This window comes from Pseudomonas sp. Sample_22 (assembly GCF_004307635.1).
Classification (GTDB): domain Bacteria; phylum Pseudomonadota; class Gammaproteobacteria; order Pseudomonadales; family Pseudomonadaceae; genus Aquipseudomonas.
In genome coordinates this window covers 1-25589 of the sequence record NZ_RCNY01000075.1, presented here as the reverse complement: position 1 = coordinate 25589, position 25589 = coordinate 1, and the positions used below count along the sequence as shown (strand labels likewise).

Annotated in this window: 27 protein-coding genes; 19 read left to right on the top strand and 8 right to left on the bottom strand. The window is 55.5% G+C overall.

The genetic code is table 11. The annotated features are described in order from the left end of the window. Both D8U73_RS19355 and D8U73_RS19350 read right to left on the bottom strand, forming a co-directional pair. Positions 1 to 578 (bottom strand): ParB/RepB/Spo0J family partition protein (locus D8U73_RS19355; protein WP_130905465.1); only part of this gene is annotated, 578 nt, incomplete at its 3' end. A gap of 10 nt (positions 579 to 588) precedes the next feature. Beyond that, a complete protein-coding gene (locus D8U73_RS19350) occupies positions 589 to 1356 on the bottom strand; it encodes a ParA family protein (protein WP_130905464.1) in 768 nt (255 codons plus the stop codon). A 980-nt stretch (positions 1357 to 2336) separates the two neighbouring features. Here D8U73_RS19350 and D8U73_RS19340 point away from each other — a divergent pair. The 14 genes from D8U73_RS19340 (at position 2337) to D8U73_RS19270 (ending at position 14185) form a co-directional block, all read left to right on the top strand. Beyond that, positions 2337 to 2798, top strand: a complete 462-nt coding sequence (locus D8U73_RS19340) for a TrbC/VirB2 family protein (protein WP_130905463.1) — start codon at positions 2337 to 2339, stop codon at positions 2796 to 2798. 282 nt (positions 2799 to 3080) lie between these two features. Next, positions 3081 to 5765 (top strand): type VI secretion protein, encoded by a 2685-nt coding sequence (locus tag D8U73_RS19330; protein WP_130905461.1) that lies wholly within the window; start codon positions 3081 to 3083, stop codon positions 5763 to 5765. A gap of 8 nt (positions 5766 to 5773) precedes the next feature. Beyond that, positions 5774 to 6451, top strand: a complete 678-nt coding sequence (locus tag D8U73_RS19325) for a type IV secretion system protein (RefSeq protein ID WP_130905460.1) — start codon at positions 5774 to 5776, stop codon at positions 6449 to 6451. Between the two features lie 29 nt (positions 6452 to 6480). Then, positions 6481 to 6693 (top strand): hypothetical protein, encoded by a 213-nt coding sequence (locus D8U73_RS19320; RefSeq protein WP_016715819.1) that lies wholly within the window; start codon positions 6481 to 6483, stop codon positions 6691 to 6693. Next, positions 6686 to 7075, top strand: coding sequence for a hypothetical protein (locus tag D8U73_RS19315; protein ID WP_130905459.1), 390 nt, complete (start codon positions 6686 to 6688; stop codon positions 7073 to 7075). Before D8U73_RS19320 ends, D8U73_RS19315 begins: the two co-directional genes overlap by 8 nt. Further along, positions 7063 to 7923 carry a type IV secretion system protein gene (locus D8U73_RS19310; RefSeq protein WP_130905458.1) on the top strand — a complete coding sequence of 287 codons (861 nt, stop codon included), beginning with the start codon at positions 7063 to 7065 and terminating at the stop codon, positions 7921 to 7923. Before D8U73_RS19315 ends, D8U73_RS19310 begins: the two co-directional genes overlap by 13 nt. Continuing rightward, complete coding sequence (locus D8U73_RS19305; protein WP_130905457.1) at positions 7923 to 8588, top strand: type IV secretion system protein; 666 nt, start codon at positions 7923 to 7925, stop codon at positions 8586 to 8588. The genes D8U73_RS19310 and D8U73_RS19305 overlap by 1 nt, the downstream gene beginning before the upstream one ends. Before the next feature lie 25 nt (positions 8589 to 8613). Next, positions 8614 to 9393 (top strand): TrbG/VirB9 family P-type conjugative transfer protein, encoded by a 780-nt coding sequence (locus D8U73_RS19300; RefSeq protein WP_130905456.1) that lies wholly within the window; start codon positions 8614 to 8616, stop codon positions 9391 to 9393. A gap of 2 nt (positions 9394 to 9395) precedes the next feature. Continuing rightward, entirely contained in the window at positions 9396 to 10670 is a 1275-nt protein-coding gene (locus D8U73_RS19295; protein WP_130905455.1) for a TrbI/VirB10 family protein, read from the top strand. A 9-nt stretch (positions 10671 to 10679) separates the two neighbouring features. Beyond that, positions 10680 to 11708 (top strand): P-type DNA transfer ATPase VirB11, encoded by a 1029-nt coding sequence (virB11, locus tag D8U73_RS19290; protein ID WP_130905454.1) that lies wholly within the window; start codon positions 10680 to 10682, stop codon positions 11706 to 11708. Then, entirely contained in the window at positions 11692 to 12633 is a 942-nt protein-coding gene (locus D8U73_RS19285; RefSeq protein ID WP_130905453.1) for a lytic transglycosylase domain-containing protein, read from the top strand. The genes virB11 and D8U73_RS19285 overlap by 17 nt, the downstream gene beginning before the upstream one ends. 30 nt (positions 12634 to 12663) lie before the next feature. Then, positions 12664 to 12981, top strand: coding sequence for a TrbM/KikA/MpfK family conjugal transfer protein (locus tag D8U73_RS19280; RefSeq protein ID WP_130905452.1), 318 nt, complete (start codon positions 12664 to 12666; stop codon positions 12979 to 12981). 1 nt (position 12982) lies between these two features. Continuing rightward, positions 12983 to 13543 carry a phospholipase D family protein gene (locus D8U73_RS19275; protein ID WP_130905451.1) on the top strand — a complete coding sequence of 187 codons (561 nt, stop codon included), beginning with the start codon at positions 12983 to 12985 and terminating at the stop codon, positions 13541 to 13543. A 12-nt stretch (positions 13544 to 13555) separates the two neighbouring features. Continuing rightward, positions 13556 to 14185 (top strand): nuclease, encoded by a 630-nt coding sequence (locus D8U73_RS19270; RefSeq protein WP_130905450.1) that lies wholly within the window; start codon positions 13556 to 13558, stop codon positions 14183 to 14185. Between the two features lie 76 nt (positions 14186 to 14261). On the opposite strand, the gene D8U73_RS19265 is transcribed toward D8U73_RS19270, so the two are convergent. The 5 genes from D8U73_RS19265 to D8U73_RS19245 all read right to left on the bottom strand — a co-directional run bounded on the left by D8U73_RS19265 (position 14262) and on the right by D8U73_RS19245 (position 21067). Next, entirely contained in the window at positions 14262 to 15005 is a 744-nt protein-coding gene (locus tag D8U73_RS19265; protein ID WP_241668540.1) for a hypothetical protein, read from the bottom strand. Between the two features lie 59 nt (positions 15006 to 15064). After that, positions 15065 to 15778 carry a DNA-binding protein gene (locus tag D8U73_RS19260; RefSeq protein ID WP_241668539.1) on the bottom strand — a complete coding sequence of 238 codons (714 nt, stop codon included), beginning with the start codon at positions 15776 to 15778 and terminating at the stop codon, positions 15065 to 15067. A 395-nt stretch (positions 15779 to 16173) separates the two neighbouring features. Beyond that, on the bottom strand, positions 16174 to 19143 hold the full coding sequence (mobF, locus tag D8U73_RS19255; RefSeq protein ID WP_130905449.1) for a MobF family relaxase: 2970 nt from the start codon (positions 19141 to 19143) through the stop codon (positions 16174 to 16176). 11 nt (positions 19144 to 19154) lie between these two features. Beyond that, entirely contained in the window at positions 19155 to 20705 is a 1551-nt protein-coding gene (locus D8U73_RS19250; RefSeq protein WP_130905448.1) for a type IV secretion system DNA-binding domain-containing protein, read from the bottom strand. Then, a complete protein-coding gene (locus D8U73_RS19245; protein ID WP_241668538.1) occupies positions 20705 to 21067 on the bottom strand; it encodes a hypothetical protein in 363 nt (120 codons plus the stop codon). The genes D8U73_RS19250 and D8U73_RS19245 overlap by 1 nt, the downstream gene beginning before the upstream one ends. Before the next feature lie 454 nt (positions 21068 to 21521). Here D8U73_RS19245 and D8U73_RS19240 point away from each other — a divergent pair, with 454 nt between their 5' ends. From D8U73_RS19240 to D8U73_RS19220, 5 genes are all read left to right on the top strand, one after another. Then, positions 21522 to 21968 carry a TraD protein gene (locus D8U73_RS19240; protein WP_130905446.1) on the top strand — a complete coding sequence of 149 codons (447 nt, stop codon included), beginning with the start codon at positions 21522 to 21524 and terminating at the stop codon, positions 21966 to 21968. Further along, the gene (stbB, locus tag D8U73_RS19235; RefSeq protein WP_016715835.1) at positions 21965 to 22687 is read left to right on the top strand and encodes a StbB family protein; all 723 of its coding nucleotides are present in this window, start codon (positions 21965 to 21967) and stop codon (positions 22685 to 22687) included. Before D8U73_RS19240 ends, stbB begins: the two co-directional genes overlap by 4 nt. A 5-nt stretch (positions 22688 to 22692) precedes the next feature. After that, a complete protein-coding gene (locus D8U73_RS19230) occupies positions 22693 to 23085 on the top strand; it encodes a hypothetical protein (RefSeq protein WP_130905445.1) in 393 nt (130 codons plus the stop codon). 131 nt (positions 23086 to 23216) lie between these two features. Next, complete coding sequence (locus D8U73_RS19225; protein ID WP_130905444.1) at positions 23217 to 24023, top strand: SprT-like domain-containing protein; 807 nt, start codon at positions 23217 to 23219, stop codon at positions 24021 to 24023. A gap of 44 nt (positions 24024 to 24067) precedes the next feature. After that, positions 24068 to 24523 carry a hypothetical protein gene (locus tag D8U73_RS19220; protein WP_130905443.1) on the top strand — a complete coding sequence of 152 codons (456 nt, stop codon included), beginning with the start codon at positions 24068 to 24070 and terminating at the stop codon, positions 24521 to 24523. A 187-nt stretch (positions 24524 to 24710) separates the two neighbouring features. Here D8U73_RS19220 and D8U73_RS19215 read toward each other — a convergent pair whose 3' ends face one another. Then, positions 24711 to 24932: a hypothetical protein gene (locus D8U73_RS19215; RefSeq protein ID WP_130905442.1), complete on the bottom strand. Its 222-nt coding sequence runs from the start codon at positions 24930 to 24932 to the stop codon at positions 24711 to 24713. Between the last annotated feature and the right edge of the window lie 657 nt (positions 24933 to 25589).

Sequence of the window (25589 nt, the reverse complement as noted above, 5' to 3'; positions counted from 1 at the left end):
GCAGTGACCCCGTTCTGTACGGCTGTGCGGCTCGCGCCTGGCTGCTCTACCGCATCAAGATAGGCGAGGCGTTCAGCAACCCAACTGACACTCTTTTTCCACTCGTCAGCGACGGCCTGCAGGGTACCCAATTCCTCCTTGTCTTCTTTGAGGGCAAGGGCTACCTCAAGCTGTGTCAGGTTCTCGCGTTGGACGTTTTCAGCGCGTTGGATCCGCTTCGCTTGGGCGTCGGTGAGGTCGCGCACAACGGCTTCAAGCAGGAGGCCTTTGAGCGCGCATGAACGCTGCCGACGTTCACCGGCTACCATCAGATATTTGAAGCCGCTTTCAGGATTTGGGTGAGGCCGGAGGACGGCAGGCTCTGCCTGACCGTTCTGCTCAATGTCGTCGCCCAGCTCCATCAGAGACTCTTGAGTAAAGCCCGGATTCTGTTTTCCCCGGATCTGCGGCTTGCATTCAACTTCACCAGGGTTGACCTTGATGATGCGCTCGCCTTCCTGAATGGCTTTCTGCTTTTGGAAGTCAGACAGCTTGTTGACTGCTCCCCCGAATGCGTTCGGTTTCTTTGTCGTAGTCATGGGATCTCCCTCAAGCCGTGAAAACTTTATCGAGAACAGCCTTGCAGGCCCGTTTCATTTCCCGTCCGGCTTCGCGCTGACTACCGCTGCGAGCCTTCCACCAAACGGGATTGCCTGCGGCCAAGGCTTTGTTGATGCAGGGCCGGTAAATGATTTGTTCAGCAAACATCGAGTCCCCGTAGGCTTCGCGCAGACTGGGGAGGGCATCAATTTCTTCTGGAGATCGGCTGTTGACCAGATTCGGCAGGTAGCCCAAGAACTTCAATTCCGGGTTGTACCGATCCTGCACCGTCTCAATGGTGTTCATCAGTTTCGGCAGTCGGGCTAGGGTGAAAGCACTGATGTTGAAGGGGGCGACCACAGCATCAGAGGCTGTCAAAGCGGCGACCATACGACGCTGCAGGTTGGGTGGAGTATCGATCATGCACAGGTCAAAATTACCGGCAAAGCGTTCGAGGGCAGGCCGCAACTTGTGGATTACATCAAGAGGCATATCGTCCACATCGAGCAGCGGCACGTCTGCTTCGATCAACCAAGTGTTAGGGCCAACCTGGCGTGGCTGATAACCATTATGGTCGCCGGTGAACAGTTGACTGGACATGAGGTAGGGCGTTTCATCACCGTCCTCTAGAGCGGCAAAGAACTGCGACAGGTCGCCTTCATCGAGGTCGACAACCAGCACACGCTTCCCTTCTTCGGCTGCATAGGCGGTCAAGTGACACTCCACGGTGGTCTTGCCTACACCGCCTTTCTGATTCGCTACAGTGATGATCTTCATGTGATCTCCGGCTGGTCCGATAGTGGAACATGGGGCAAGTGTGCAGGTGGTAAACCCTTCAGTCAACCCCTAATTAGGGTTTACTTTGTCTTTCTCGCACGCGAGAAAAAGGGCAGGGAAAACCTGTTTTCTCGCACGCGATAAAGCCTTGATTGGCTGCTAGAATTCGCGCCACGCCGTTCCCTGGTAGCGCGGGGTCAGTTTCCTTGCGCGCTTCTTGGACGGCCAGGGGCTTGTCCAGGGCGGCTCCCGGCCAAGCTCTGCCCCTCCTTCCTCTCACTACCGCTCGTCAGAGCTTCTTCAGTAGTGAACAAAACAATATTCGCGTGGTCACACGCGCGGGCTGTTTATCTACTCCCTTCTTTTCTTTACGCGTGGCATGAAGCCATTACACACGCGCTGAGCGGTAAAAATGGAAAACCGTCTGAAACTCAATCACTTATGCGGAATTCACTGGTATCGAGCTTTGTTTCGAGGATTTTCCGTGGCTGTTATAGCGAACGGATCCAAAAATAAATCCAACGAAAAGTTGATTTCGTGAAATGAAATGGCTAAAGTAAGCCACGAAACACGGAAAACATCTTACAAAACTCGAAAGAGGGAAGAAAGGCGAGGTGGGATCTAGAAGAAAATCCTCGACAGCTCCAGTATCCGCTCTGTTTTTAGCGACCAGCTATCCAGAGGACATGATGCAGAGCCTAGATAAGAAAGAACTGACGGTTTTCGCCTTCGCTCAACCTGACTATCGAGTTCACTTAAAAGAACTAATTCAGAGCGATGGGAGGAAATGGATATTAATCATTGAAAGTCCATCTACTGGACAGATGTTCACCGTAGTAACTGCGTTAGGGAAAACCAGACTATTTAAGAACGCCGATACCGCTATCGACTTCATAAAGGAAACCTGCCCTAACAACCCTAATAACGCAATAACTGTAACGTACGGGGTTCCCCCGTCATGACATAGATGAGGCAAAGGTATGCATCTCGAATCTGGGAAAATGGTTTGTCATGAAGCAAAAAGCAACAAGCCTTCCTGGCCCACCCGGCTACAACAGAGTAAGGCTGTAACTTCCCTCCGTAATCTGTTAGCGCAGAAAAAAGCGAGCCATGCGTCTCTTATGCGCAAGGACTGGACGGCGAGAGCTGAAAAGACTTTGCTCATTGGGTCGCTGATCTCCATCAGCCTCTTACCCGAAGTTGCCAACGCGGCGCTAAACTTCAGTTCCCTTACGAATCTGGCTAAAGATATTGTCAGCTTCCTGATCTTCGACATTGGTTACTACCTCGGCATTCTGGCCATCGTGATCACTGGCTACAAAGCCAAATCCGGCCATATCTCCTGGGGCGCCTTTGGCTGGGCAGTTGCGGGCATCTTCCTGGTGTTCTTCGCACCGAACATCGTTACCGAGATCAAGAACGGCGCGGCGAACTCGCTATGACTACAGACGAGCACAAACCCGATGAAGGGGAGGTGCTCGTCGTTGCGATGGCTCGGCCATCCATGGTCGGCGCCTTCACGATGTCGAGCGTACTCATAAGCATCTTTGCACCGCTCATAGCTGCACTACTGATTCGTTCGCTATGGCCGGTCGCATTAATACCTGTTCTGTTTGGCGCGTCTTACTACATCTGCAGCAAAGACGTTTATTTGTTCGGTGTTATGCAAGCAGCTTTTCGCTTGCGCGCTTCACAGAATCGGAAAGTTTGGGGGTATCGGAGTTATGCGCCTCGTTGATAAGGCTTTTAAAAAGCTGACGCAAAACCTTGATCTCTCTCTTGGTGTTCAACATCCAGAGGGATCCGAGCAAGATCTCTTGGAACTGCAAGTTAGCGAAATGGTGCCGTATGATTACCATTACGATGACGAAACAGTTATGACCAAGGAAAGCTCGTTGGTGCAAGTTGTCAAAATTGACGGCTTGCTCTTTGACTCTTTGTCTGACGAACAGGTTAAACAGTTTGAGGTTCGCCGTAATACCGTGCTGCGTACTATCGCTTCCAGCGACCTTGCGCTGTATGTGCATGTAGTCCGCCGCAAGGTGTTTGATTTCCCTGAAGGGCAGGGCTCCACTTGGTTCTCCAAGCAGTTCAATGCGGCTTGGCGTAAGCGCTACGAGAGCAAAGGCTTCTACGTCAACGAGATCTATATCTCGTTGGTGCGTAGCCGCTTCCGTGCCGGTATGCCAGGGATCATGGATCGGGGAATCGCGCTCATCACGGGCACCAGCGCTAACAAGCAGGATGCTGAATCCTTCGAGGAAATGGCTGACGATCTTTACAAGGCATCGAACCTGCTGTTGCGTGGCCTCTCCGAGTACGGCGCTACCCGCCTGCGGATCCAGCGGCACCCGGTTTGCTCCACCACGTTCATGGGTCGTGACCAGGCCTTTGATGCTGTCAGCCGTTTCCGGTGGAGCTGGGACGAATTTAAAAAGGTGGTTGGCGATCAAGCTCAATACCCTGCTGAAGTTGTCCTCGATTACCTAGGGGAAGAATTCTCCGAACTCAGCTCGTTCTTCCACTACCTGATCAATCTTGAGGATCGCAAGATCCCTGTGAGCGATCAGAAAATCTGCGAAATGTTGCCCTATGCACGACTCAATTTCCGCGTGTTGGCAACGATGTGTGAAGTCCGGGGTAGCACCAGTTCGAGAATCGGGGCGGTGTTGAGCATGGCCGAGTGGCCGCGTAAGACGCCATCGCGAATGATGAACAAGTTCCTGCAGCAGCCGGTGGAATTCATCATCACGCAATCGTTCTTCTTCTCGAACCGGATCGAAGCCGAATCGTCGATGGTCGATGAACAGCGCCGACTGACCGTATCGGACACCCACGGGATTTCCAACGATGACAGCCAGGAACTGACTGAAGGCATTCGTGCTCTGCGCCGTGGGGATACAGTCAATGGCCTGCATCACCTCACGATCTTCGTTCATGTGCCTTCGCTGCCAATGGACTCCGATGACTATCGCAAAGCGAACAACAAGGCGCTGGATAAAGCTGTTGGCTTGATCGAGGGATGCTTTGTTGACCTGAACGTCAAATCTGTTCGTGAGTGGATGGCCCTGGAAACCTTCTTCTGGTCGCAACTGCCTGGCCAACAAGAGGCCTTGATCGGTCGTCGCGGGAAGATCAAATCGAGCAACTTCGCCGGGTTCGCTTCGTTGCACAACTTCGCAAGGGGCCGTCGCGACGGCAACTTGTGGGGGCCTGCGATCACGGCTTTTGAAACCGAGAGCGGCACGTCTTACAACTTCAACTTTCACCGTGAGCTGGAAGGGATGGTTGCAGGGCACACCGCAGTTGCAGCGGACACCGGCTCAGGTAAGACCACGCTGATTTCGGCGATGGTTTGCGAAGCCGACAAAGCGGGGCCGCGAGTGTTTTGGTTCGATAACCGCTTCGGCGCGAAGGTGTTCATGAAGGCAATGGGCGGGGTACACACCACGCTTTCCCCTCACAGCGGCATGAACTGGAATCCCTTCAAGCTGCCGGACACGGCTGAGAACAGGGCGTTTCTGGTCGATCTGCAGGTGCAGATGCGTCAGTGCTACGCATCTACTCCGGCTGACTCCGACGACATTAAGCGCTTCAAGGCTCTGGTAGATGAAAACTACTCGCTGCCGTACGAGGATCGGCGGCTGCGCAACGTGGTGTGGACGTATGGCCACGGCGAGCTGGCAGACATTATGGCCATCTGGCACGGCGCCAAGGGCGTGACTGGTGCGAATGCTGGTGTGTTTGACAATGAACACGACTCTATCGACCTGACCACTTCCCGGCATTACTGCTTTGAAATGATGGAACTGCTCAAGGGCGGTGAGGCCCGGCCTGAACTGCCGGTCGTATTGAGCTATCCGCTCCATCGTATCGAGCAAGCGATGGATGGCACCCCCTTCATCTTGGTGCTGGAGGAAGGGCAAAACCTGGTGAAGAACGATTATTGGAAGAAGCGAATCGACAACTTCATCATGCAGATCCGCCGCAAGAACGGGCTGATTATCTTCGTCACCCCTGATGCGAAGTACTTCCGCAGTGAAACCGACTCAATCGACAAGCAGACCTCTACCAAGATCTACCTGTCGAACGACGCGGCCACTGATGAAGACCATCAAAACCTGACCGTCGCAGAACGTAAGTGGATTCGTGAGATCGGCCAGGCTTCCCGCAAGTTTCTGATCCGTCGCGGGAAAGAGTCGATCAGGGCGGTTTTCGATCTGACTTCCGAAGTGGATGACGAAAACCTGTCCGACTTTATCCCAGTGCTGTCCTCAAACGATGTTGGTGTCGCCTTGATGGATTCCATCATCAAGCGCCTGGGCACCGACGACCCTGAGCAATGGGTTCCTGTCTTTATGGCGGAAGCCAAAGCGAAAAACACCCACAACCTGAAGGCGGTCAAATGATGGCAACTATGAAGAAGTTAGGCCTCGCCGTGGCCGTGGCCATGGCTGTGAGCGGCCAAGTGAATGCTACCGGCGTTCCAACTGGCGACGCTGGAACCTGGGCGGCTCTGGCTCAACAGCTTGTTGTGCTGCGGGAACAATTCGAGACGCTGAAAGACTCCTATCAAACCCAAGGCAACATCCTGCGCAACCTCGAAGGCTCCTATGGCCGGGGTGCCATCGGCCTGAACGACTCGATCAACTCGGCCTCGGTCGTGCCGGGTTCCTGGCAAGAGGTCGTTGCACGGCAAGGCTCCGGTGCGTATGGCAGCAAGCAGTCGTACTACGAGGAATTGATCAAGACCTTGCCGCAAGAGCTGTTTGCCAACCCACAAGGCCAGCGCGCCCAAGGCTACCAGCTCAGTTCCGATGCCGTTCGTGCAGCCATGTCTGGTGGCGATGCGCTCTACAGCGAAGTGCAGGTGCATCTGAACAACCTGGCCACCCTCTCGCGACAAGTGGACATGACCACGAACGCTAAAGATGCCGCTGACCTGCAGAACCGCATTGCTGCTGAAAACGGCATGTTGGCCTCGGCCCAGTCAAAGCTGCAGGCATTGAACATGAACCTGCAGGCGAATCTGAACAACGCTGAAAACCAGGCCACTGCGGATAATGAGAAATTCTTTCGCTGGACTGAACAGTAATTCTCGCGTGCGAGAAAAGGAGATCTGAAATGAAAGCAATCCTGCTGATGCTCAAAATTATCACTGCCCCAGTCTGGGGGCCGCTGTGGCTGATCGCCAAGCTCTGGAAGGTAATCGTTCTGGCGGTACTGGTCGGCGCAGCCTCGGGCTGTGTCACCAACACCGCCAAGCTGGATAAGTCGCCGTGCGCTTGCCAGTTCACCCCGTTCGTAACCGCTGACCAGGAGCGCACCAATGCTTAAGTTCAAGCTGCACCATATCCTCTCTGTTTGCGTCGGTGTGGTCGTCGTCGGCGGGTTGGTTTACATCAACACCTCGTCCTACTTTTCGACCTCGCCGGTCGATGGTGAAGCGCCCATGGCGCCGGTGGCCACCTCGGAAAACCCGCTGTTGAAGGCAACCAAAAAGGATGTTGGCGACTGGTTCCCGGGCACCTGCTTTGCAGAGATCTACATGCAGTCGTCGTCGTACGGTGGTGCCCTGGTACAGGGTTGCATCCAGAAAACAGCACGAGAAATCAAGGCGCAGACCGGAGCGACCGTGAGCGCTGAAGACTTCCGCTCTCCTGAAGTGATCTCGCACTTCAAGGGTGTGTATGGGGCATCGAATCCATGGCGCAGCTGACTCTCGAAGGTCTGATCGGGGCTACAGACGAAGTAACGACAAGTTTCGTTGCCGAAGTATTTCCCAACCTTGCGGAGCTGGTTTCACCACTGGTTTATGTCGTTGCGGTTGGGTACTGGGTCGCGTTGGGTCTTTCGATCTACAACGGCCAATCCGTCAAATACTGGGACATTACGAAGAGGGCAATGCTCACATCATTGATCTTTCTCACTCTGAACTGGGGTAGCGGCGGGGCTGTGTTTTACCAGGCATGGGGCACGTTCACTGAGTCGGTTGCCGCGAAAATTATGAGTGGCGGTAGCACTACCACTTCAATGCTCGACGCGCTGTATGTAAACGTGGGGAAGGTTGCCAGCGTTCTGATGAATGTTAGTTGGCGTCAGTTTGCGATGATCCTGATGGGCTACGGTCTTTTCTTGATTAACTGCATTCTGTTTGTGGTCGCCATCCTGAACATGCTGATTGCAAAGTTTGGTGCTGCTATCAGCATGGCAATTCTTCCGATCTTGGTCGCGTTCTTCTTCTTTTCGGAGACTCGGCAATGGGGCATGAACTGGCTAAGTAAGATGCTGAACTTCTCGCTCATCTACATTCTGTCCATCGCCATTATCCGTTTCGGCTATTCGGTTTTCGGGGATGCAATTAATGAAGTTGCTCAGACAGCTACAATCAGCGATGCAGCTCTAATGACCGCGCAACAGTACGGAACGATCCTGATCGTTGAAGGCGTCTTGATTATCTGCATGTTGCAAGTGCGTGGCTGGGCGGCGGCGCTGTCTTCGGGTGCAGCGGTGCAAGGATCCTCGCTTGTAATGATGGCTATCAGAACTTTGGGAGTACGTCGCTAATGGACAAGACGTTTAAGAATGACGAACAACTGCGCCGCAAGACCTTGCGCGAAGGTCAGAAAACCAAGCAAGAACGCAATCGTTCGTTCTACCTCAATGGCATCCAGGCCGTTGCCATTCTCGGGCTGGGCATCGCCGTCGCCGCGCTGGCAGAGATCCACACCGTCATACCTGTGGTTGCGACCATTGGTGCGGATGGTGAGGTTTTGAAGATGCGTGTTATCGACAAAGACAACGTGTCTTCTGAAGATGCGTTGATCCAAGGCGCTCTGTATGACTTTGTAAGTGCATGTAATACGTTCGATCCAAAGCGTAAACAGCAGCTGTCCGATGCTTGCCATTTGTTCATTACGCCGGACATTGCTCGGGATTATGAACAATTGATCAACCCGGAAAACCCTGATAACCCATACCTGACGCTTGATGCGAAGGACTGGATTGAAGCTCAGGCGTATGGGATGAACAAAGTCGGAGACGTGTACCAGGTTTCTTTTAGATCCTATCTTCACAAATGGGGCACGAAAGAGCCGGTTGTTACTAACTATGTGGCAAACGTCAAAGTCGATAACACACTGAAGCCAAGATCGCTTGGCGACCGCTGGGTAAACCCACTCGGAACATTGGCTACTGTCTACCGTAAGAGTGAAGAACTGAGCCGCCGGTAATTCATTCAATTCAAGGAAGCTGATCATGAAGAAAAACTGCATTCTGCCGACCGCTATCGCCCTTAGTTTGTGTTTTATGGGGGGTATCGCACATGCCGCGAAGTTGCCAAAGCCACTTATAAGCGATAGCCGGGTAAAACAAGTTCCTTACGACCCGAACCAAGTTTATGAACTGGTGGGGACGTACAACTATCAAACTTCGCTGGAGTTTGAAGCAGACGAAATGGTCAAGGTTGTAGCGCTCGGCGATACCATCGCCTGGCAAACCATCCCATTCCGGAACCGGCTTTTCCTCAAGCCGGTTGAAGAAAATGCGGACACCAACCTTACCGTTATCACCAGCAAACGTACCTATTACTTCCAGCTCGGCAGCACCAAAAAAACGGCTGGCCAGTCGTACCTGGTGCGCTTCATCTACCCGACCAGTCGGGTGGCCACCTACTCCGAGTTCAAAAGCAATGAGCCAGCGCCGGTGGCCAGCTCCGGCACCGCGAGCGAGCCGAACATCAACTACGGCTTTTCGGGTGACAAGGACGCAATCGGCTTGCAGTCGGTGATGGACGATGGCCAGTTCACCAAGTTCCTGCTCAAGAAAGGCACCGACATGCCGCAGTTCTACCGCGTGCTGCCGGATGGCACCGAGGCGATGGTCAACAAGCGTCGTGAGGGTGATTACGTGGTCGTTGAGCGCCTGGACAGCATGTTTGTTTTGCGTGACGGCAATTCCTATGTGTGTGTGCAGAACCTGGCGAATCCCTACAAACGCACTGTTACCCGTGGTGCCCGTGACGGTGGAGGGGCATAAGCATGGCCACTGAAGACAACAAACAGACCCCTGAAAAACAAGCGACGGAGAAAACTCGCGAGGACGAAATTCGCGAGTGGAACGAATCGCAATCTAACTCGATGTTGAAGGCCAAAGGCGGCTCCAACAAAGCGACCGGCATTGCGCTGATCGTCGCAACCGTGGCGGGGTTGGGCTTCGTTTACTGGCTGAACAACAGCGGCGATAGCAAAGCCACGGGTGGCTTGAAGAAAGAAGAACTGGTCGCAGCACAGCCCAAGCGTGTGCTGGATCCTGCGCCGAAACGTGAGGCGGCAAAGGTAAGCCCCGTTAGCAATGACGGCTCGTCTGCTCCTGCTGATACGCCGCGCTCGGTGGTGGATCGGCAGAACCAACAAACAGGCTTGAGTGAAGAAGAAAAGCGGCGGCAAGCGTTGGAAATGCAGATGGAGCTGGAGCGGCAGAAGATGCTTGCAGCTCGTCAACGGTCGGCCATTTTCGCCAGTGCGAAAGAGGACGGCTTCAAGGATGGAGCAGGTGGCCAAAAGGGTGGATCTGGCGCATCGCTTGGTGGGGACAATGGCCCTTCGACACCGACCAATGCAAACGACGCTTACGCGGCATCGACCTTCTCCGAGGGCGTGCCGGTGTCAACGGGGCGTCAGTTGGAAAATCTCGAGTACAAGGTTTTGCAAGGCGCGGTGATCGAGGGTGTTCTTCAACCTCGCGCCGTCAGCCAGTTGCCGGGCCAGGTCTGCGTAGATATTCAGCAGGACGTTTACGCGGCAGTCGGTCGCCGGGTCATGATCCCATGGGGTTCTACCGTTTGTGGCAGCTATAACGCGACTCTGCGACCAGGACAGGAGCGCTTGTTCACGATCTGGAACTGGTTGCGCACGCCTGTCCTGCCTGGCAGGCCAGCAATGGAAATTGCCATCAACAGCGGTGGTGCTGACCAACTCGGCACCGCTGGCCAGGGTGGCATTGTCAACAACCACTGGGCGCAGATCTTTGGTGTTGCTGCAGCGGTTTCGATCATTGGGGCCGGTGCCTCGAATTCCGGGGTTTCGTCCGGAGATCAGGAAAACTCGTCTTCGCGCTATCGCTCTGAGGTGCAGGAAGCCGCGGCTGATTCTGCTCAGACGATCCTGGGGCGTTACGCCAATATTCAACCAACGCTGACCGTCCCGCACGGTTCGCGGGTGGTGATCTACCTGCAGCGCGATCTGGATTTCAGCTCGCATTTCAAGAAAGAGATCGAGCACGCCAGTAATGGCGGCGTGACCTATATCCAGTGAGGAAGCGGTATGTCTGAGATTGCATCTTTCCGTTCCAAGCTGAGAAATCTGGTCACGCTGCTGGATGATCCGGAAGTTACTGAAATTGCGATCAACGGCCCGGACAATGTCTGGGCCGGTTATCGCGGCCAACGGTTCATGCAGCCAGTGCAAATCGAGGGTGTGACCGTTCAGCTGATTACCTCACTTGGTGAGGTAATCGCCGCGCACACCGACCAAAAGGTTGATACCAGCACACCGATCCTGTCGGGCCGTATCCCGATCAATCTGGCGGATGGTGTAGCGGACAACCAGCGCGGCGATTACCGGGTACAGGTTGTGCTGGCCCCCGCTGTAGAGCAGCACATTGGCGGCATCGTTTGTATTCGTAAGCCAGGGATCAAGCAGATCACGCTGGAAGAATACGAGGACTTTGGCGCGTTCGAGCACATCAACGAACTTCGGGCGCACTCCGAATATTCCGACGATCACTTGATAGAGCTGTACCGGGCCAAGCGCTGGAAAGAGTTTTTCATCGGCATCATCAAGGCCCGCAAGAACATCATGATTTCTGCAGGCACCAACGCCGGTAAAACCACCTGGCTTAACGGAATGCTGCAGCACATTGACCCACATGAGCGGATTGTCACGATTGAAGACACCCGTGAGATCCGTACGCCAAACCGGAACGTGGTTCACCTGATCTACTCACGCGGCGCCCAAGGCCGCGCCAAGGTGACACCGTTCGACTTGCTTGAATCGATCCTTCGGCTGACGCCCGACCGGGCAATCATGGGCGAGATTCGCGGCGGTGAGGCATTCCCGTTTCTGGAATTGCTCAACACCGGTCACAGCGGCTCGCTGTCTTCGATACACGCGGACTCGCCGGAAATGATGTTTGACCGGTTGGCCTCAATGGCTGCCCGAGGTGGTGCGGATATGACCAAGACGCAACTGGTCGAGTATTCGCGGCAACTGATCGATGTAGTCATTCAGTGGGAATACGGCTTCGACGGCCGCCGCTACATTTCGGAGGTGCAATATGCAAAAGCTGCCTAAGTTCGCGGTAACGATGCTGGCTCTGGCCTGTACGGTCGGCCAGACCTGGGCCGGTGAACCTACCCCTATACCTTTCTCTGAACTGGCAGCGAAGTGTGCGCCGACAGTTCACCAGCAAACGCTGAAGTCCCTGATCGGTAATGAATCGACCTACAACCCTTATGCAATCGGGGTCGTAGGTGGACGGCTGGAGCGTCAGCCCCAGTCGTTGCGCGAGGCGGTGGCCACCGCTGAACAACTGGAGCGGGAGGGTCAGCGTTTCTCGGTGGGAATCGGCCAGCTCCTGGTCACCAACATGCGCGCCATGGGCATGACCTATGCCGAAGCCTTTGAGCCTTGCCAGAACCTCAAGGCAATCAGCGATCTCATGGTGAAGAACTACACCAAAGCGCTGACTTCGGGTGCTCAGCCGCAAGAAGCATTGCGGGATTCGTTCTCGATGTACTACAGCGGCAACCCCACTCGGGGATACCAGCCGGACAAGCCAGGCGATCCATCGTATGTGGAAAAGGTTGTTACCGGCGCTCTCAATCCCACTGCCGCCGATCCAATTGTGCCCGCTGTAGAGGCGCTGGAAGGCGATGAGGCGATTGCCATGGCCGTTCCGTCGCAAGGGGCAAGTAAGGCACCTGTGCGCGCTCGTAGAGCTTCACAGCAACAGAGTGGCCCGTGGGTGATTGTGACCGACGAAAACGGCCAACAAGTAGCGCCAGTGCAGGCTGTGGCTTTCCAGGTTTCGACTACTGGACAAGCTCAGGCGCCAGAGCAACCAAAGGTGCAGGTTCACCTGAACACCGATGTTCCTGAAGGCGATCAGCGATTCCAGCGCTTTGACCAGCCGCTCGCAGCACCTGCAGCACCTGCAGCGGCTCCGGTGCAAGCACAAGCACAAGCAGCGCCTTCTTTCGTACAGATCATCAACTGAATTTCTCGCACGCGAGAAAAGGGGGGATTTATGAAAAAACTTCCATTTGCTGCGCTGCTCGGTGCGCTGTTTTTGTCCGGTGCTGTCAACGCTACCGAACTCCCATATGGGCATGACAGCGACCCTGATGCTTGTGGTGCAGTGCTCTGCCTGCTGGGTATGACCCGCGATGGCGACTGCGACAAGTACATCAAAAACTATTTCGGCATTAAGCGTTACAAGCACGGCCATTTCAGCCCGTCGCGTACGAAAGCGGCCCGGGGAGACGCTGTTGCACAGTGCAAGGACGATGAGGGCTTGACCAAAAAAGCCAATGACCTTTGGGGGACTGTTCCAGATGGCTTCTAGTGTGTTCAAGCCATTGGCATTGGCATTGGCATTGATCGCGGGGGCCGGCGTTCAGACGCTGGCCCTGGCCGCTGAGGTAGATGGCCCTCGGCGTATTGAAGTCGGCTTTTCACCGGAGGGATCGGCGCAAAAACTGGTACTGCGAGCCATTGAGGTGGCAAGCAGCTCTATTCGCCTGTCTGCCTACGTGTTCACCAACCCGGACGTAACCCGGGCGCTGATTGCTGCGAAACAGCGCGGGGTCGATGTGGCTGTTGTCGCCGACCATCGCAGCAACCTGCAGGAACAACGCACCTCCGCTGCTCGCCATGCGCTGACGCTTCTGGCGAAAGCAGGAATACCGACTCGCACTGTCGATGCGTACGCCATCCATCACGACAAGTTCATTGTGGTAGATGGCATGACGGTCGAAACGGGCAGTTTTAACTTCACCGCTGCTGCGGCAAAGAGCAACAGCGAGAACGCACTAGTGGTCTGGAATGACCCGGCGCTCGCTGAAACCTACCTGAACCATTGGCAAAGCCGCTGGGATCAAGGAATCGCCTTCAAGGCGAAATACTGAGAGGGAACGCATATGGAAAAGCAAAACACTGACCAGACCACGTACCAGCTGTTCCAGAAAGGCAAGGATCTGCAGACGTTCACCGATCCGAAGGAAGCGGGCGCTGCCTGGTTCAAGGCCGAGCTTTCCGACAAGACTGTGATGACCGTTCAGCAAGGCGGCGGCGCTCGCGTATACGCGCAGGTGGGCAAGGAAGGTAGCCAGTACTACAAGGATCTGCCGTTCGACAACATGCCAGGCGCTGCCGACTTCAAAAACTCGTTCAAGGAGGCGCTGGAGCTGCAAAAATCGGGGCTTACCGGTGCTGCAGCTGGCAAGCCTGCCGAAGCTCTGGCCGTTTCCAAACCGATGGATATGCCTGCCATTAAGACTCCTGAGCGTGGTCAGACCTACGAGGGCAAGATCCTTGGCTTTCAGGGCACTCAGGTAATCCAAGCTGTCAGCGACGGACAGAAGACCATTCACATTGCACATGAGCGTGCAGCTCTGAGCAGCGCCAAGGCCGGGATCCTGCATGCTGGCAAGGATCTTTCGATCCGCTACCCATTCGCTGGGGTAGGCATTGTGCAAGAGCGTCAGCTCCAGCACGAACGCAAGGAGCATTCACATCAGCCGAAAGGCTTTGGTGGCAAGGGCTTTTGACCTTAACGAGCCGTAGCTGGCCAGCACAGCGCATGACACACTTTCAAGGGAGCCGGTAGGCTCCCTTTTTTGTAGGTCAGCAGTTATGCCCCTTGCTCTTGCGAATGTCCGCAATGCGTGACGGTGCCACACCCGCCAGCTTTGCCAACACGTTGTTGGATACCATCCCAAGCAGATGCTCGTAACGAGCTACCCGCGACACCCGCTGATAGGGCTTGATGCCCAAAAACTCCCGCCGCTGTTCGACCACCGAGAATGGCAAGCCAACTGCGCGACTGATCTTCGCCGAAGACATGGTGCCAAATAGCGATTCGTACCCAAGCCACGGCCCTTGATAGTTTGGAAGCGCGACGGGTTTAGGCGGTTCAGGCAGAGGGGCTGCAGGCCCGAAGCCGAATGACTCGCGCAATGCTTTGACTGTGGCGACGGTAGCGCCTGAAAGCCTGGCTATGTCCTGGTCAGTCACAAGGCCCAACAGCGCCTTGTAGGGTCTGACTGGATGGTTTGCCGGGATCCGTTGCTTTCTCGGCGTCGGTCGAGGTCTGGGCGGTATGCCCTGCGACTCGCGGTAGGTCGTCACACTGGAAACGGACACACCGCATCGAGCGGCAATAGCCGGGTCGGATTCAACCCCCAGCAAATCACGGAACGGCTCAATCACCTGATCGACTGTATAGGCCGCGATGCCAAACATCAGGCGGCGCTGTCGGATCCTGTGCTGTGTCGTCCCGACCAACCTGGCCAATGTTCGATCTTTCATCCGGCCAAGCTTGCAGTCGTACCACTTGGGCAATCCGATGTTTTTCCAGTCAGCGGTCATACATTCTTTGGGGGACGGTAGAGGAAACGGGCAAGATTGTACGCTAAGCGTGCAGCCTTTCAGGCTGGGGCCGGTGCCGGTGCTGCTTTTTGCCCCGTGAAAAGCTCTCGGTATCCACGCATGAAATACTTGTTTGGCTCTTTTTTCTTAATGTCTTCCGAGTGTTCACGTGACAGGTTTGCAAGTAGCCCGCAGTTGATCAAAAAGGCGTTTGCCCTGGGAATCCGCTTCTCAGCCACACCGGTCTTTTCGCTGATGGTTTCGAACGATGCCATTGTGAACATGGTCTTGTTGTCCCGTGCAAAAGCAAAGTAGAGAAAGAGCTTCAGCGCGTCGAGCTCACAGACAGATCGCTTCTGGAACATCTGAAAAGGCTCGATTTGAGTGTTCTTCAAGACGTTATAAAGCGGCCTTGAGGGCAGCTTGCACCAGTAGCCGGTGAAGTCGTAACCCACAAGGACGTACCTGCATTTGCGGCCATCCTTTTCGCTTTTGATCCTGCCTGTAACAACCAGTCCTTCCAAGCCAGCAGCAACGAGCTGTCGGCTCAAGCCTGTAATTTCCATCAAACGTGTGTAAGTCAGCTCGGCTATTAGATTGCAGTCGTTCCCCCTCCATTGTTCTTCGGCCTGGGTCAGCAGGGCGATGTACAGCTGCAATGCTGCAATCGCGGTTGATCGGGATGCCTTGGCTTGGTTTGACCATCCAAAGTCGCGCAGACCTCCCTCCTTAATCCATATCGCGGGCATCCGCACCCAAGGCAGCAATCTCATTTCCCAGCCCCCTGCATTCCGATGACGACGATAGCAGCGAACACTGCTAGTGACAGAACCAGCGGTACTAAGCGATCTGCGTTAGTAGCGAGGCGTTCCAATGCTTCTACTGCTTTGCGAAAACTGTTCATTAGCCAGATCTCAAATGACTTGTGATGCGGTCTTTGTAACGAACTGACGAACCTATCCTAGAATAAGGTGATCGATGTTTATAAAAAAATATTCAAAAAAGTCATTAAAAACAAAATGTTATACGTATATATCAAAGTCTTTGAGATTCATCTATTGGTTCACGAAAGGGGGGATTGACTGAAATTTTAAGAAAACTTTCTCTCTTGTGCCATGACAGCAATTCTCGCACGCGATAAAAAGCCCCTTCCGGGGCTTTTGTCACTCTATCTTGTACGCTCTCTGCCTTCGCTTGGAGTGGCGGGCTGTGCTCGCTGCTTCCACTCCAAAGCGCGCTCGTTGGTTGCGCCATCCGCGATGGTTTTGAGTGTGTGCGGTTTCTGCAGGCGCATCGCATCACGCTCTTTCTGCAGGCTCAAAGCGGTGGTTTTGTCGTAGCGCTTGGCAATGGCCGCTGGTAGTCCGGCAATAGCGTCGGTGTATACACGCGCCTCCAGCCGCGCCCGGCTGATCGCCACATAGAACAGGTTGAGCGAGGTGGTTCGGCTCTTGGTGTTGATCGAGATCATTACCCGGTCGTTGGTCAGCCCCTGCGCACTATGCACCGTCGCCGAATAGGCGTGCTCTAGGTGCAACGGCTTGTTCGCTGGTAGCTTCACTACTCGCTCAGGTTTGCCGTTGCGCTCCTTGATCGATGCCAGCTCGATCAAACCGTTTTGCGTACTGACCACGCGCATCCGGTCGCCGTTGGTGAGGTCAAGAGCCGGATCGTTCCGGGTGATCCGAACGAGGTCGCCCATGGCCAGCTCCGGGCGTTCGTGCTTGTACACACTGAGTTTCGTTACCTGGCGCGGGTTGAACTGGATGGGATTTCCATCGGCGCCGGTCACAATGAGGATGTTCCCCGGCAGTGCCTGCTTCACAGTGTAGGTTTCGCCCCGCATCAGGCCCGCTTTTTTGTAGTCCTTCTCTGGCTGGATCAGCATTCCCGCTCTGTAGGTCGGGGCATAGCGGCGTTCTGCCTGGGTCATGTCTACACGGTTTAGCGTGTCGAACTTGGCCCCTGTCCCCTCCAGCCCCAAAGCTCGGCGGGCCAGCGTGTTGATCTCTTTGCGATCCTTGTTCGTGCCCGCGACGATCAACACTTCTTTGCGCTCCTGGTCAGTGAGGCGAACGTAGTCGTTCACAATGGCCTGGTGCCGCTCGGAAGGGTTGCGCAGTTCCTCGATGTGTTTGATGTGCTGCAGCGAAAGTGGGGTATTACCATCGGCTGCGTGCTCGACGGCCCGTTTCAGCTCGGGGTCTCTCTGCCGCTGAATCTCTTTGATTCGAGCGGTCTGCATGCCGTTTTGCTGAAGCTGGGCGAACGGTTTACCCGCCTCGATAGCTTCGGTTTGTTTGGTGTCGCCCAGTTGAACCAAGCGAGCGCCCGACTTCTCAACTAGGCGCATCAGTTGTTCCATCTGGCGAGAGCCGACCACACCGGCCTCATCGAGGACGATGATGGTTCGCTCGTCCAGTTTCTTGTCCTTGGTATGGAAGAAGCTGGCCAGCGTGTGCGCGTCCAGTCCCTCATTCTTGAGTGCTGCGACTTGGTTGCCATAGGGAGCCAATGCAAGGATCCGGTAGCCGGGCTGATCTTCTGTCTTGCCGTGGCTCATCGCCTCGTTGACCGAGGAAAGCAGTTGCACCGCTCGATCCACGGAGTAGGTTTTGCCGGTACCGGCATCGCCCTGGATTCCGACGAACCTATTCGGGGTGCTGACAATGGTCTCGACCGCTTGCCGCTGGCCAGTGGTGAGGGTCGAGCCTTCGAGTGCTTTGGCTACCTGCTCCTGAGACATCAGCGGCGCGACCTGGCCCCGGCCTGTGCGCTCGATGGCGAGGATCGCCTTTTCTCGCTTCAGCCCTTTCTGAGTGGTGTAGCGCTTTTCCGCTGTGACCAATGAACCCCGGGCAATGGCCTTGGCCACATACTGCTGCGCTTGTTTGTCTGTCCAGCCTTTCAACTCCTTCAGGTGGGATTGCCAACCTGCAGGAGACAGCACCGGGTCTTCTGCGGATCCCTTGGCCATCTTGTAGGCCGGTGTCGATTCGATCAGCGTTCCCTGCTTCACCAGACGGTCAATCTCTGCAGAAACTTGGTCGGGTGTGGCCAAGCCAACCGCACGGCGAAGCGCGACGGTTTTCATATCCTGCTCGCCGACGACCTGCTCACGTTCGGTCAGGTGATTGATTGCGTACTGCACCACGGCTTGTCCGGGTGTCATGCCCGTGGGTAGATTGGAATCGGCGTGAACTCGCGCACCTGGTTCAGCGCGGCTCTCGCCATACTCGCGGCCATCAAACCGACTGCGCGTGCCGTAGTCGATCCCCAGCTCGCGGCTTTTCGTGACCCAATACTGTTTCACCAGCTCGGCGTCGCGCTCATCTTTGCGCGGCCTGGTCGCCATGGCGATGATCTGCTTTTCGAGAGTGGTTGCGTCTGCGCGGGTCTTTCCGTCTTTGGCCAACGCATCCTCAATGACCTTGCTACGGCCTGAGAATGCCTCGATCTGTTCGCGGGTGATGTGGTTCAGCTCAAAGTTGCCTTCGTTGTCCAGCACACGGATTTCGTAGCCCAGTTCGCGCAGCTCATAGGCCAACAGGCCTTTGTACATGGCGTCAACTTCATGCTGAACCACGAAAATGTCGTCATTGAACAAGGCGCGCCATTCGCCATCGGCCCGCTGTGTCATGTTCATGACCACTGCGTGGGTGTGCATTTGCGGATCTTTACCACGGCTCATTTCATGGCGAAATTTGCCAATGACCATGTTCCCCGTTCGCTCCCGCATGGTCTTGCCCTGTTCCTTGCGGCGAGCTTGAGCAAGCTTTTCAACGTGTTCCATGGCCTTGGTCACTGCCCGATCATGGGCGAGGACAACTGACTTGTCGCCGGCGACAAGTGCCTGCATTGAGACAGATTTCGGCGCTGAGAATGTCAGATCCAGGCCCATGCGCTTCTTGCCGGACTTCGGGTCGAAGGTGGTTGCTATGCGCTTGCCGTTCGGTAGCTTTCCATCGAGCAGCTTGGCCAGCTCCACGCTGTCGATCGCACCGGTCAAACCGAGTCTTTCGGCACCTTCGCCTTGCCACTCGCCCGGCGATTCCTTCGCGTAGTAGTCATCTGCAGCGGAAAAATAGTGCGCTGCCGCATACTGGTTGTTTCCCTTAATAGGCGTGACGTTGAACATGCCGACCCCCGTTATGCCTGACCGGCTATGACGATGGACGGTGCCCGTTCTTTGTGGTCGACATAGGGCAACTTGATCTTGGTGATTGGGAAGTCTTCACCGAATTTCAGATAGGCCTCAAGGTCATTGAGGTTGGAAATTTCGGAGGCCATCACCACGTATTCTTTCTTGATCTCCTGCGCTCGCGTTTGGCGTCCTGCAGTAAACGAAACCCGGGCGCGCCTAACCTCCTGCTCACCGAGGATCGCACTGGCCTTGATGGCTGTTTCGGCGTTCGCGGCGGCGAGGATGACGTAATTTCGGAAGCAAGAGAGCACTGTTTCGGCATCCTCCTTGCCATAGCTGGCAATGAGCTGCGACCAATCCTGCAGGCTGCCGACCATGCGCAGGCCGTGCTTACGGCCTTTGGTTGCGGCGGGCACAAAGGACTCAAGTTTGCCAAGCGATTGCAGCTCGTCCAGAAACAGCCAGAGGCGCTTTCCGGTCATGGGTTCGTAACTGAGGATCGTTGCGCAGATGGTGTCGATCCACATGGCCACCAGCGGCTGCATGGTCGAACGCATGTCCTCCCGCCAGGTGATATACAGGTTGCCCGCGTCAGGATCTGTCACCCATTTGTGGATGGAAAAGTCGCCTTTGGTCATGAAGCGCAGCGGGCGAATGTACTTGTTCATCATGAACTGGATACTGGCAATCGCCTTTTCGGCGTTGTCGCGGAAGTACCCTTCGGAGTCCGTGTTGGCCAGGAACGCCCGGATGGTGTCGCCGTCTTCCCGTACCAGCAGATTTACCAGCGTGTCCTGGTTCGGGTTGTTGATTTCCTTGAGCTTACGCATGGTGTCGGCCAGCACGTCACGCGCATACGCACACCATTGCTCATCGCCTGGATCGACCTGCGGCGGGATGATCGACTTGGCCATGCGGTCAAAGTCGTGAACGCCCTTGATCTCATTGAATAGCGTCCAACCGGCTGAACGTGCGTCGAAGGGGTTGAGAATCACGTCGCCCTTGAAGCTGAATTTCGAGTAGAACGTTCCGTTGGGATCGACCACGGCCAGCTTGTCACCGCGCTTCAGCGCCGAGGCCATCATGCTTTCCATGGACACGGATTTACCCGCACCGATGGACGCGCAGATCATGGTGTTACGGTCTTCAAGGTGCAGCGGCATCGGTACTTTGCCGATCATGATCGGGTCGAGCTTCGGCATGCCTTTCTTGCGCCGCTGCCGATTGGTTTGGCCGTTTCGAGTGCGTACCTTGCTGTCTACGAAATGCCAGTTACGAATGCGCGATCCCCGCAAGTGTTGCTGGAAGCGTTCGCCTCGAAAGCCATCGTCGCAATACTCATTGAGGTAGTAGACCAGCGCCCCAGCCGCTATGGCGCTGGCCACCGTGCAACTGGCCATGATGGGATTCTGCAGTGTCTGGTGGATTGTCCCCCGAAGGGCGTCGGGGAATGGGGTGAATGGCATCTGCGCGAGGTGTGCGCCTCCGAGCCATCCAGCCAACGGCAACCCGATGCCTGCCGTCATTGTCGCGTTTTCAACATCTTGTTTGTGCATCAGTCCTCTCCTGATAGACGTTCTATGTCCTTAGCCAACTCCGGCAGTAGGGTGGCTAACACTTCCTCGTTGCTTACCAATGCGGAAAGTTCGGCCCGCAATTCGTTGAGCTTTCCTTGTGTGGTGTTCTGTCGCAGCAGGTAGACCACGATGGCCAGAATGGTTCGATTCGTCGCCTGGGCCTGGTCGAGTGATTCGAGCAAAGCCAAGGTGCGCTGCTGGTCTGCCCATTGGTCTACGCCTCCCAGGTGACTGTCGGTTTTGGACGGCTCAAGCAGGCGATCACGCATGTACGTGGACAGGTGTTTATAGCCAGCCAAAGCCGCCGATTCCTCGACCCTGGCCAACTGCTGATCGTTCAAACGTATCGGTACTGTCTTCCCCACGGTGCCCCCTTTTGGCGGTTGAAAACCTCCCTGAAACCGGAGTTTTTTGTTGCTGGCATTCTTGTATAACAAACGTATCACACAAAACTATAGTAAAACATGGTCTATATGGTATATCTGTAATACAAACGTATCACGGTGCATTACGTTGCAATTACGTTGTAGCCCTCAGTATGCGTGGGCTACACCTCCCGCTAGGGAGGTGCGTGTTGTGTATTGAGATTTTGATCCTGTTAAGGATCAAAAATCATGCTCTTAAAAGGGCGTATTCAGTGCCTAGGCCGAAGGCCGTAGCAGGTGGGATACAACGTAGGTGCAAAATGGGTGCTGTAAGGCTGTATAGAGGTAGCAGTTAGGGTTTAACTTGACTACAGATAGGGGGTGAGTAGGATGCAGATAGACGGCAATAAGGGTGCATAGAGGGTGCAATATGGCAAGGTTAGACCTAGCAACTGCACTGAAGGCAGTTGAACCGGAAACCAAGGCAGCACAGATACGCCAGGTGATGCCGATTATTGAGCAACAATTGAAGGCTGGAGTGAGACGCCAAGCGATCCTGGATGTGCTCAAAGAGCAGGGGATCGAGATCGGTATGGAGACGCTGAAAAGTTATCTGTATCGGTATCGGAAGGCGCTCAAGGCAGAGGGGAAAAGTGACGCGGTGGATGTACCTAAACCACCAGCGATGGAAGCTCAGCCCCAAGCCCAGCCAGAAACTAATTCTGTATCGTACGATGCAGACAAGGACGACCAGCAGCAACCGCCGCCAATGACGCCGAGCGCACTGAGCAAAATCATGAACCCTGGGGATGATGTGAACGCCTCAGAATTGGCCCGCTACGAAAGTGCGGGCCGTAGCAGAAGGAAAAGCACATGAGCAAGATCGCAGTAGTCAATTTCAGCGGCAACACGGGCAAGACGACCGTATCGGATCAACTGCTGACGCCACGGATGAACGCGCCTCGGTTTGCCATCGAGACGATCAACGCGGGTGCATCTGACACCGCTGCCGAGATCGAGCGCATGAAAGGTCGCCAGTTCGGCGAGCTGCAGGAATGGCTGATGGTTGAAACCAATGCCGTGGTCGATGTGGGGGCCTCGAACGTCGAGGACTTTTTCAAGTACATGGGCCAGTTCGCAGGCTCGCATGAAGAGTTCGATTACTTCCTGGTGCCTACGGTCGGCGAGAAAAAGCAGCAGGCCGACACCATCAATACGATCAAGACGCTGGCCGCGCTGGGCGTACCGGCCAAGAAAATCTTGATCGTGTTCAACAAGGTTGAGATCGATGACGCTGACGATCTGCCGCACACCTTCGCCGCTCTGTTCGGTTTCCATGAGCTGGAGAAGAAATTCACCCTCAAGCGTGATGCGGTGATTTATTCGAACGAAGTGTTCGAGCGCCTGCGTGCGCTGAAAAAGAACATCGCCGAGGTGGTACAGGACACCACGCCGTACCGTGAAATGTTGCGCGAGGCGAAGACCGAGCAAGACAAGGAACATGCCGTGCGAATGATCTCGGTTCAGCGCCTGGCCAAGTCGGCCTGGCAGAACCTCGATGACGTGTACGCGGTGCTGTTCGGCAAAGGGAAGTAACCGCTATGGCCAAGGATCCGACAACCGCCCGCGAAGCGTTGGCGGGCCAGATGCTCGAAGACATTGACGCCCTGGTGCGCCGTCTGGAAGAAGTGGACGGTGAGCTGCGGGAGAAGGTCGCGAGCGCGATCAAGGATGCAGCGGGCAAGGCCTTGTTGCAGACGCAAATGAACTTCGAGTCGATGATGGAAACCCAGCAAGCGGCGCTGCTCCAAGCAGGCCGCGAAGCGGCGGCGCGGATTGGTAACGAGCTGAACCGGAGCGCAGCTCCGGTGCTGCTCGCTGCCAGTGGCCTGCGTCGTCGGCTGGTGGCCATAGCGCTGACCGCCTTGATAGCGGCAGTGGTCGCCGGTGCGGTTGGCGGCTTCCTCGGCTTCCGATTCGCCCTGGCGATGTGAGGGGGGGTGCCCCCTTTTTTGGGGTTTATCCTGTATCGTACGATACAGGATAAACTTTGCAGATGACCCATTACCTTCCCCCCGCTGGTGGGCAGGCTGGGGGAATTCTCGCGTGCGAGAAAGGAGGACACATGACAGCAACTGCGAGCCAAGAGCTTTACGAGGAAATTGAAGGCGCCTATGCGTACTTCAATGAGGTGCTTTTCGGTGGCCAGCTTCCTGGCTGCTTGTTCACGCTCCAGCGTAAAAGCAACACATTCGGCTATTACTCCGAGTCGCGCTTCCTTCGCCGGAACGGCGATGGAAAAAGCGATGAGATCGCGCTGAATCCAGCGTACTTTGCACACCGTCGCGTTCAGCAAACACTTTCGACGTTGGTACATGAGCAAGTCCACCAATGGCAGGCTCATCACGGCAAGCGTTCGCGGAGCGGTTATCACAATGCCGAATGGGCTGACAAAATGGAGTTGGTCGGTTTGATGCCGTCTAATACCGGCGAGCCTGGCGGCAAGCGCCATGGCCAGCAGATGACGCACTACATCATCGAAGGCGGGCCGTTTGATGTGGCCTGCAATGAATTGATCGAGCAGGGCCGCATGTTGTCCTGGATCGACGTGGTGACTAAGCGCGTGCCTATGTCAGCAGTATTGCTCTACGGCCCTGGCGGCGAGCCGGTTCCCGGCATGCCCGAGGATCCGACGATTGATATTCCCGCGTTGACCTCGGCGGGGTTGCTGCAGCCAGATCCTGGCAAAGAAGATCCGAAGAACAAACGCAAGTACACCTGCCCAAGCTGCCACCTCAATTTGTGGGGCAAGCCTGGTCTGAGTGGCCGCATTGAATGCGTCGAATGCAAAGTCCAGTTCGTTGACTCGAAAGAGCTGGTCGAGGTCCCACCACACGCCATGGCGAGGAACGACTCAGAGTGCCTGCTTTAGGTTAAATTGGCTTCAACACACGAACGGCAGGAGCTGGAAGCAGCATGAAGGACTCATATAAACAGATCGTCGCCCTGAGCAAAGGCACTGTACGACCACTTCTCGACGAAAAGAAGGTTCTCATGTCCTACCTGTACAGCCAGGCGCTTACGCACTGTATAGAGCATTCGGAGAAACATGGGGATTACACCCTTTTTTGTGCATTGGTGAACGTATTCGACAGTCGTGACTTCAAGCTCTTCGTTTCAGCATGGATCTGCGAACGTCTTGGGCTGAAAAGCAAAATGGGGCCGGAGGGTGCCGTCTTCGCAAGGAGCGAGAATCCTCCCAATACGCATATGAGCTTTAAGGTGAGTGTGGAAGAGTTCGCCGGAGCGAAATTTAAGGCAAAGGTGCCGGTGAAGCCTGTTGCTACGAAGGAGAGGAAAACGCCAAAGCGTGTTGATATGCTCGACTCATGGGCACGCCTGCCGGGTAGCTTCGGGCATGGGAAGCGGTGAACCCCCATGCAACTGACGGAGTGTTCAGAAACTCACGGATCGGCTCTGTATCTGGAGGTTGAAACATACGCTTAGTTTGTGGACGCTTGGCATCAGGCCTGACTCGGCTTCTGTTGGGCGGGTGGCCATCGTCCAGCAAACCAGGATTTGTTGGACGGCCTCGCCGATTTCCCGATTGGACCCCAGTTCACTGCTGGTACAGCACATTCAGCAAGTCTTCGTACAGCTGGTTATAGCCGGCTTCGTCAATCAGTCCAGCAAAGCGCAGGGCACCGACATAGCCCATGGCATTACCATAGATCACGTATTTCTCCATGCCCTGATACAGGTGCAGCGTCTTCTTGATCAATTCAATCGCGCCATTCAGCCGATCATGTAACAGTTCGGTCGGCACTGGATCCAGACTCATGTGTTCCTCCTTGCCCGGCACCTGCGGGTGGTCTCCTTGTCTGCGCATTTTAGTGTAGCCCCCGACTCCAACCAAATATCCTCAGCACCTTGTTGGCCCATAACCTGCGAATAGTCCACGCCGATCCCGGGCGAAGCCCGCACCTTTCAGCCTGCGGATCCAAGGGGGGCCCCCCTTGGTCGCAGAAAGCATTCCGATGCAACAGCCAGCGCACGCAAAATCGCCCAGCGAGCGAGGCCCAACAAAGGCCAGAGCAAGCGGTGCAGTTGTCCACGGGCCGGGCGGCTTTTTTTGCCCGGACGGTGGACAACTGCAGGGTGATGTCCTGAGCCGGGCACAGATCCTGATCGCGGCGGTTGCATCGCCAGGGCTGGCCCTGGCCAACAGCGATTCCCTGTTTCGTACGTTACAAATGCCGGGTACGGCTTGCCCTGGTGCAATGCAAGCGGAGCGCGCAGCCCGGTACGGGCGAAGGCGTGAGGATGGAAGCCCGAAGGGCCAAGACCTGGCGCGCTCTTGGCCAGGGCTTGGTTCACGACAGCCGGTGAGGCGTAGCCGAGCACGCCCGGGGTATGCGGTGGCCACCTCTCAACCGTGGCCACAAAAAACCCGCCGAAGCGGGTTTGATGGTTTCAACACCTGCAGCACGTTGAAATC

Coding starts and splice junctions, on each gene's coding strand:
- D8U73_RS19225 (WP_130905444.1), top strand. CDS start 23,217: ATGACAGCAACTGCGAGCCAAGAGCTTTACGAGGAAATTGAAGGCGCC.
- D8U73_RS19260 (WP_241668539.1), bottom strand. CDS start 15,778: ATGAGATTGCTGCCTTGGGTGCGGATGCCCGCGATATGGATTAAGGAG.
- D8U73_RS19305 (WP_130905457.1), top strand. CDS start 7,923: ATGGACAAGACGTTTAAGAATGACGAACAACTGCGCCGCAAGACCTTG.
- stbB (WP_016715835.1), top strand. CDS start 21,965: ATGAGCAAGATCGCAGTAGTCAATTTCAGCGGCAACACGGGCAAGACG.
- virB11 (WP_130905454.1), top strand. CDS start 10,680: ATGTCTGAGATTGCATCTTTCCGTTCCAAGCTGAGAAATCTGGTCACG.
- D8U73_RS19325 (WP_130905460.1), top strand. CDS start 5,774: ATGAAGAAGTTAGGCCTCGCCGTGGCCGTGGCCATGGCTGTGAGCGGC.
- D8U73_RS19320 (WP_016715819.1), top strand. CDS start 6,481: ATGAAAGCAATCCTGCTGATGCTCAAAATTATCACTGCCCCAGTCTGG.
- D8U73_RS19285 (WP_130905453.1), top strand. CDS start 11,692: ATGCAAAAGCTGCCTAAGTTCGCGGTAACGATGCTGGCTCTGGCCTGT.
- D8U73_RS19215 (WP_130905442.1), bottom strand. CDS start 24,932: ATGAGTCTGGATCCAGTGCCGACCGAACTGTTACATGATCGGCTGAAT.
- D8U73_RS19310 (WP_130905458.1), top strand. CDS start 7,063: ATGGCGCAGCTGACTCTCGAAGGTCTGATCGGGGCTACAGACGAAGTA.
- D8U73_RS19265 (WP_241668540.1), bottom strand. CDS start 15,005: ATGACCGCTGACTGGAAAAACATCGGATTGCCCAAGTGGTACGACTGC.
- D8U73_RS19220 (WP_130905443.1), top strand. CDS start 24,068: ATGAAGGACTCATATAAACAGATCGTCGCCCTGAGCAAAGGCACTGTA.
- D8U73_RS19330 (WP_130905461.1), top strand. CDS start 3,081: ATGCGCCTCGTTGATAAGGCTTTTAAAAAGCTGACGCAAAACCTTGAT.
- D8U73_RS19295 (WP_130905455.1), top strand. CDS start 9,396: ATGGCCACTGAAGACAACAAACAGACCCCTGAAAAACAAGCGACGGAG.
- mobF (WP_130905449.1), bottom strand. CDS start 19,143: ATGTTCAACGTCACGCCTATTAAGGGAAACAACCAGTATGCGGCAGCG.
- D8U73_RS19250 (WP_130905448.1), bottom strand. CDS start 20,705: ATGCACAAACAAGATGTTGAAAACGCGACAATGACGGCAGGCATCGGG.
- D8U73_RS19230 (WP_130905445.1), top strand. CDS start 22,693: ATGGCCAAGGATCCGACAACCGCCCGCGAAGCGTTGGCGGGCCAGATG.
- D8U73_RS19350 (WP_130905464.1), bottom strand. CDS start 1,356: ATGAAGATCATCACTGTAGCGAATCAGAAAGGCGGTGTAGGCAAGACC.
- D8U73_RS19300 (WP_130905456.1), top strand. CDS start 8,614: ATGAAGAAAAACTGCATTCTGCCGACCGCTATCGCCCTTAGTTTGTGT.
- D8U73_RS19280 (WP_130905452.1), top strand. CDS start 12,664: ATGAAAAAACTTCCATTTGCTGCGCTGCTCGGTGCGCTGTTTTTGTCC.
- D8U73_RS19240 (WP_130905446.1), top strand. CDS start 21,522: ATGGCAAGGTTAGACCTAGCAACTGCACTGAAGGCAGTTGAACCGGAA.
- D8U73_RS19270 (WP_130905450.1), top strand. CDS start 13,556: ATGGAAAAGCAAAACACTGACCAGACCACGTACCAGCTGTTCCAGAAA.
- D8U73_RS19315 (WP_130905459.1), top strand. CDS start 6,686: ATGCTTAAGTTCAAGCTGCACCATATCCTCTCTGTTTGCGTCGGTGTG.
- D8U73_RS19340 (WP_130905463.1), top strand. CDS start 2,337: ATGCATCTCGAATCTGGGAAAATGGTTTGTCATGAAGCAAAAAGCAAC.